The following is a 6,371-nucleotide window of genomic DNA, read 5'->3' on the forward strand; positions in this document are numbered from 1 at the left end:
GGCCGTGCCGCGTCAGAACGCGACGAACGGCTGCGCGCCGCCGCTCGCGGTCTTGTCCATCCCGAAGTAGATCGTCTTGCCGTAGAAGTGCGGCATGCCGATGTCGAGCCAGCTGGACGAGCCGAACGGCCCCGCGATGTCGTTGAACGCGAACGTCGACGAATTCGAGAACAGCGAATCCGCGTTCGCGACCGGCATCGACACGGTGCCCGATGCGCCGTTCTGGCCGCTCAGCGTCGCCGAATAGGTGGTCGTGGACGACGGGCAGTAGAACTCCGTATTCCTCGAACAAACCGTCTGCGCCGAATCGTTGAAGAAATACGCGTTCGAGCCCGTATCGAAGAACGCGGTCACGTTGCGCCCCTGGAACGTCGCGCTGACGTCGCCGGTCGTGGTCGACGTCATCACCGTCTTGCCGCTCAGGTTCGGCAGGCCGAACGTCAGCGTGCCGGTCGCGCTCGCCTGCCCGTTGTCCGAGATGGTCGGCATCTGCACGCTCACGCCGTCGTTGTTCGCGAAACGATGCACGGGGTTCGCCACCTGCTGCGCGAGCGGCACGAGCGCGACCGTGCAGCTCGCGTTGTCGCCGTTCGGGCACGCGTAGTAGTTGTTGCTCGTCGACGTCGACGTCGCACACGTCGTGCCGCAGTCGTACGGCGCCGGCCCGATGCCGAGGATCCCGTTCGCGCCGAGCGCGCCCGTCGAGTTGGCCGACGCGCCGCCGTTCGTGCACGAGCTCGGCACGTTCGCCGTGCCGAGGTCGCCGATGATCTGCACCGGCAGCGACGCCGCCTGCTCGGAGCCGATCGACAGGTCGACCGTGCGCACCGACCCCCACGTGTAGCTCGACACGAACTTGCCGCATTCGGCGACCGGCGCGCCGCCGCTCGTCACATGCGGCAGGCTGCCAAGGACGCCCGACACCGCGCTGCCGACGAGCCGCAGCCCGTAGGACGCGGTATCGACGAGCACGTTGTTGACGATCTGGCAGTTCGACGTGCCCGGCACGCAGACCTTCACGCTGACGGTCGGGATGTTGATCACGTTCGCGGCGCCGGCGCCGACCGTGATGACGGCCGTGTTGCCGCTGTTGCCGTCGGAGCCGTTGTTGCCGGTATTGCCGTTGTTGCCCGCACTGCCGCCGCCGCCATCGCCGCCGCCGCATGCCGTCACGAGCACGGCCGTCGCGGCCAGGAGGCCCAGCACGCCGAGCCAGCGCTTGAATGTACGAGGAATGCTCAAGATCGCTCTCCCGCTGTCACTGGATATCGGTGCCGGCCACGCCGGCAGGTAGCGCCGACGGCAGCCATGCCTGGCCGGAGAAGGCGCCCATGTGGCCGCCCGTCCGGATCACGAGGCCGCTCGTCTCGACGGCCACCGGCGCACGCCAGCCGCGCGCCCGGTGCGCCGCCTGGACGCCGGCCGTGTACTGCGGGAAATAGCTGCCGAGCAGCGACGCGAGATCCGGCATCGTCGGCCCGCGCCATGCGAGGCCGAACACGCTGCCTGCGGCCGACGTGTATTCGTGGATGACGGTGCCCGACCCGAGCGTGATCTCGCGCACGGTGTAGGCGGCCGCGCTCGTCTGCACGCCGTCCGCCGAGCGCATCGCGCGCTGCAGCGCGCGCACTGTGGCGGCCTGATCGTCCGCCGGCGGCGACATCGGCGCGCCGCCCAGTTCCGCGTGTGCGTGGACGGCCCACAGCACACCCATTGCAGCCGTCGCATGCGCGACGGTCCAGCCCAAGCGTTTCAGCTTCACGTTCCCCCCCAAGGGACTGGCTGCGTTGCCGACGGCGCCGCCATCGGCCCGCGCCGCCTGTCCACCGATGAATCGTACGAATGACCCTGCGTTGCTGCTGACGCGTAGTATGCCTGCGGAGTGTGTCCAATTGTCAATTCGACGCAGGATCACGCCGCGCCGCGCAGCGGTGGCGGGCTCGGGGAAACGACGCAAGAAACGGGGAATGCGCGCATCGGCGACCCCGCGGAACGGGGCGCCCGGCAATGGGGCGCCCGGCAATGGGGCGCCCGGCAATGGCGCGTCCGGCGAAGGGGCGCGCGGCTGCGCCGCGGCAGGTCAGAAACCGAGGCTCGCGAGCAGGTCATCGACCTGCCCCTGGTCCTGAACCACGTCGGATTTGCCTTCCGGCGCGATCTGCGGGCCGTTCAGCAGCGACTCGGGGCTGCCGGTCGCGCTGATCTGTTCGGCCGCGAGCGCGGCGGCGGTGGCCGCGAACTGCTCGCGCCGCTCGGGCGCGATGTTCTCGACGAGCACGGTGAGGAGCTGCTGCTCGATCAGGTAGACCATGTCCATGATCTTCTTGATCACCTGCCCGGTCAGATCCTGGAAATCCTGCGCGAGCATGATTTCGAGCAGTTGCGCGCGGGTCGCCGCCGTCGATTCGGGCAGCGTGCGCAGGAACGCGCGCGTATCGTCCATCAGCTCGCGCACTTCCGCGTGCTCGATCGGCGCCGCGTACCACTGCGCCCAGCGTGCGTCAAGCGCCTCGGCCTCGTTCTGGACGCGCTCCTGCATCGGCTTCGCGATCTCGATCGCATTCAGCACGCGCACCGCGGCCTGCTCGGTCATCGTCGCGACGTAGCGCAGGCGGTCGCGCGCATCGGGCACGGCTTCGGCCGCGCGCTCGACATGCTTGTCGAGCCCGAGCTCGCGCATCGAATCGCGCAGCGTGCGCGTGACGTGGCCGATGCGCGCGAGGATCCGGTCGCTCGCGTAATCGGCGCCTTCGGCATGGCCGTCGGCGTTGACCGCCGCGCCGGCGAGCGCCGCATGGATCGGCTCGTTCACGTTCAGCTCCCGGTCTTGGCCATCTTGTCGATGATCTTGTTCAGCTTCTCGTCGAGCGTCGCGGCCGTGAACGGTTTCACGACGTAGCCGCTCGCGCCGGCCTGGGCGGCCGCGATGATGTTCTCCTTCTTCGACTCGGCCGTGACCATCAGCACCGGCAGATGCGTGAGCGTCGCGTCCGCGCGGATTTCCTTCAGCATCGCGAGGCCGTCGAGGTTCGGCATGTTCCAGTCGGAGATCACGAAGTCGAAGCCGCCGCCGCGCAGCCGCGCGAGGCCGGCCGCGCCGTCTTCCGCCTCGTCGACGTTCGTGTAGCCCAGTTCCTTGAGCAGGTTGCGGACGATCCGGCGCATCGTCGGGAAATCGTCCACCACCAGGATTTTCATGCTCTTGTCCATCGTCGTTCCTTTCCAGATTCGTTTCCGTCGAGGCGTGTAGCGTGGCACGCGCCCCGTGACATTCCATTCACACGCGCTGCACGCGGTCGCCCATCGTCGCCAGGCGCGCCATCACGCGGCGGCTCATGTCGGCGAGCGGCGCGACCTCGTCCGCGCCGCCGAGCGCGATCGCCTCGCGCGGCATCCCGAACACGATGCAGCTCGCTTCGTCCTGCGCGAACGTGTGAGCGCCCGCGCGTTTCATTTCCAGCAGGCCGGCCGCGCCGTCGCGGCCCATCCCGGTGAGGATCACGCCGATCGCGTTCTTGCCCGCGTGCGTCGCCGCCGAGCGGAACAGCACGTCGACCGACGGGCGGTGCCGGTTCACCGGCGGCTCGTCCGACAGTTGCGCAATATAGTTCGCGCCGCTTCTCGCGAGCAACAGGTGTGCGTGCCCCGGCGCGATGTACGCATGGCCGGGCAGCACGCGTTCGCCGTGCTCGGCTTCCTTCACCGCGATCCGGCACAGCCCGTTCAGCCGCTGCGCGAACGACTTCGTGAAGCCCGGCGGCATGTGCTGCGCGATCAGCACGGCCGGCGCATCCGGCGGCAGCGGCGTCAGCACTTCGCGGATCGCCTCCGTGCCGCCCGTCGACGCGCCGATGATGATCAGCTTCTCGGTACTGACGAGCGGGTTGTTGATCATCGGCGCGGCCGCGGCGCTGTCCGCCGCGCGCGCGGCGGCCTGCGGCTGCGGCGCCTGGCGCACGCGCGCACGTGACGCCGCGCGGATCTTGTCGGCGAGCTTTTCCGCGTAGTCGAGCATCCCGTCGCGAATCCCGACGCGCGGCTTCGTGACGAAATCCACCGCGCCGAGTTCGAGCGCGCGCAGCGTGATTTCCGAGCCGCGCTCGGTCAGCGACGACACCATCACGACCGGCATCGGCCGCAGGCGCATCAGCTTCTCGAGGAAGTCGAGCCCGTCCATGCGCGGCATTTCGACGTCGAGCGTGAGCACGTCGGGGTTGTGCTGCTTGATGAGCTCGCGCGCGACGAGCGGATCGGGCGCGGTCGCGCACACCGTCATGTCGGGCTGGCTGTTGATGATCTCGGTCATCAGGCTGCGGATCAACGCCGAATCGTCGACGCACAATACTTTGATCTTCTGCACTGCGGTCATGCCTCCTGCTTTCTTGATAGGTTTGCCGCGTGCGGGCTCCCGGCGGACGGCGCCGCGCCGCGCCCGCCGAACAGCTCGATGCGCGGGCGCGCCGGTTGCGGCGCCGCGGGCCGCTTCGCGGCGAACAGCTCGATCTGCGCGCGCGTCCGTGCGGCGCGGGCGCGCTCGGCCTCGCGCGCGAGCGCGGCTTCGCGCTCGGTCACGCCCGGCACCTGCAGCCGCAGCTTCTTCACCATCGCGCGCCCGCTGTGCGGCATGAACGCGACCTTGCGAGGATGCACGCCCTGCAAGTCTTCCGCGGTGATGCGGATGCGCTCGAGCGCGAGGTAGCGGCGCACGAAATCGGCGTTGCGATCGCCGATGTTGATCGTCGTCATCCCGGCCAGCACGGCCGCGCCGCCGAACACCTTCGCCTCGAAGCGCTCGCGGCGCCCGCCGGCCTTGATCAGCTCGTTGATCAGCACTTCCATCGCATACGCGCCGTAGCGCATCGATTCCGACGCGGCCGCGCCCGGATCGGCGCCGTCGTCCGGCAGCATGAAGTGGTTCATCCCGCCGATGCCCGCGTACGGGTCATGCAGGCACGCGGCGACGCACGAGCCGAGCACGGTCATCAGCACCATGTCATCGGCCGTCGTGTAGAACTCGTTCGGCAACAGCTTCACGCCGGGGCGCTCGAAGTGGTTGTCGAAGTAGCGATTGGTCGCGATCGGCAGTGCGCTCATCCGCGCTCTCCCAGGGCCGGCGCGCCGCTCGCGGCCCGTGCGCGCACGGGCGACGGCAGCTCGGCCGCCGCGCTCGCCGGCGCACCGCGCGAGCGCGCGCCCTGCGCGGCGTCGCGCGTGAGTTCGTACACCGTCTGCCCGCGCAGCCGGAACGCCTGCGTCACGTACGTGAAGTTCTCCGAATGGCCGGCGAACAGCAGCCCGCCCGGCTTCACGAGCGGCTCGAAGCGCGACAGCACCTGCCCCTGCGTCGGCTTGTCGAAATAGATCATCACGTTGCGGCAGAAGATCGCGTCGAACGGCTTCGCGATCCCGTAGTCCGCATCGGTCAGGTTCAGTTGCTCGAAGCGGATCATCGCGCGCAGCTCGGGGCGCACCTTCACGCGGCCGGCCTGCGCGCCCGTGCCCTTCAGGAAGAAGCGCTTGAGCCGCTCCGGCGACAGGTGCTTGACCTGGTCGTACGTGTAGATGCCGGCTTCGGCCTTCGCGAGCACCTGCGTGTCGAGATCGGTCGCGAGGATCGACGCGCCGCGCGCGGCCGTTTCGCCGAGCGCCTCGATCAGCGTGATCGCGATCGAGTACGGCTCCTCGCCGGTCGACGCCGCCGAGCACCAGACCGAGACCGGCGCCGGCCGCCCTTTCACGAATTCCGACAGGATCGGGAAATGGTGCGCCTCGCGGAAAAACGCGGTCAGGTTGGTCGTCAGCGCATTGGTGAACGCTTCCCACTCGAGCGGATCGTCTTCCTGTTCGAGCAGGTCGAGGTAGTCGCGGAACGTGTCGAGGCCGCGCGCCCGCAACCGCCGCGCGAGACGGCTGTAGGCCATGTCGCGCTTGTGCTCGGACAGCGAGATGCCCGCGCGTTGGTGGATCAGCGCGCGAATGCGTGCGAAATCCGCGCCGGTGAACGCGAAGTCGCGCCCCGGCTCGCCCGCGCGAGGCGAGGCATCCGGTGCATCGGGTCGAAACGGCGCGCGCGCGTGCTGCATGGCTTAGAAGGTCTCCCAGTCGTCGTCGGACGCGCCGGCGGCCGCCAGCGCGGGCTTCTCGCCGCTCAGCGCCGGGCGCACGAGCGCGGGCTTCGCGGCCGGCTTGTCCGCCGGGGCGGCCGTCTTCGCCAGACGCGGGCCATAGCCGCCCGCCGCGGCGGCGCCACGGGCAGCCGGTGCGTCCTTCTGCGTGCGCGGCGCGGCGTCGGCCGCGCGCTTCGATTCGTGCTCGGCGCCCGACACAGCCGTGCGCGACGCCGGCGCGGCGCGCCGTGCCGCCGGCTGGGC

General features: G+C 69.7%; 7 protein-coding genes and 1 pseudogene. All 8 read right to left on the reverse strand.

Annotated features, from left to right (window positions below; translation table 11 throughout):
• Nucleotides 1–12: 12 nt before the first annotated feature.
• Nucleotides 13–1,242 (reverse strand): DUF3443 family protein, encoded by a 1,230-nt coding sequence (locus QZM15_RS30485; RefSeq protein WP_059578115.1) that lies wholly within the window; start codon nt 1,240–1,242, stop codon nt 13–15.
• A gap of 16 nt (nt 1,243–1,258) precedes the next feature.
• Nucleotides 1,259–1,762, reverse strand: a complete 504-nt coding sequence (locus QZM15_RS30490) for a DUF2844 domain-containing protein (RefSeq protein ID WP_059578113.1) — start codon at nt 1,760–1,762, stop codon at nt 1,259–1,261.
• Between the two features lie 318 nt (nt 1,763–2,080).
• Entirely contained in the window at nt 2,081–2,812 is a 732-nt protein-coding gene (cheZ, locus tag QZM15_RS30495; protein ID WP_059578110.1) for a protein phosphatase CheZ, read from the reverse strand.
• A gap of 2 nt (nt 2,813–2,814) precedes the next feature.
• A complete protein-coding gene (gene cheY / locus QZM15_RS30500; RefSeq protein ID WP_026045350.1) occupies nt 2,815–3,210 on the reverse strand; it encodes a chemotaxis response regulator CheY in 396 nt (131 codons plus the stop codon).
• Nucleotides 3,211–3,277: 67 nt separating this feature from the next.
• Nucleotides 3,278–4,369: a chemotaxis response regulator protein-glutamate methylesterase gene (locus tag QZM15_RS30505; protein WP_059578107.1), complete on the reverse strand. Its 1,092-nt coding sequence runs from the start codon at nt 4,367–4,369 to the stop codon at nt 3,278–3,280.
• Nucleotides 4,366–5,094, reverse strand: coding sequence for a chemoreceptor glutamine deamidase CheD (cheD, locus tag QZM15_RS30510; RefSeq protein ID WP_099315949.1), 729 nt, complete (start codon nt 5,092–5,094; stop codon nt 4,366–4,368). Before cheD ends, QZM15_RS30505 begins: the two co-directional genes overlap by 4 nt.
• Nucleotides 5,091–6,083 (reverse strand): CheR family methyltransferase, encoded by a 993-nt coding sequence (locus QZM15_RS30515; RefSeq protein WP_302107826.1) that lies wholly within the window; start codon nt 6,081–6,083, stop codon nt 5,091–5,093. The genes cheD and QZM15_RS30515 overlap by 4 nt, the downstream gene beginning before the upstream one ends.
• Before the next feature lie 3 nt (nt 6,084–6,086).
• Nucleotides 6,087–6,371 (reverse strand): annotated as a pseudogene (locus tag QZM15_RS30520) (methyl-accepting chemotaxis protein); the annotation flags it as partial.

It is taken from the genome of Burkholderia sp. AU44665, from assembly GCF_030504405.1.
Lineage (GTDB): Bacteria > Pseudomonadota > Gammaproteobacteria > Burkholderiales > Burkholderiaceae > Burkholderia > Burkholderia semiarida.

Bases quoted from the DNA above. Each gene is read 5' to 3' on its own strand.
- QZM15_RS30505 (WP_059578107.1), bottom strand. From the start codon at position 4,369: ATGACCGCAGTGCAGAAGATCAAAGTATTGTGCGTCGACGATTCGGCG.
- cheD (WP_099315949.1), bottom strand. From the start codon at position 5,094: ATGAGCGCACTGCCGATCGCGACCAATCGCTACTTCGACAACCACTTC.
- QZM15_RS30515 (WP_302107826.1), bottom strand. From the start codon at position 6,083: ATGCAGCACGCGCGCGCGCCGTTTCGACCCGATGCACCGGATGCCTCG.
- cheY (WP_026045350.1), bottom strand. From the start codon at position 3,210: ATGGACAAGAGCATGAAAATCCTGGTGGTGGACGATTTCCCGACGATG.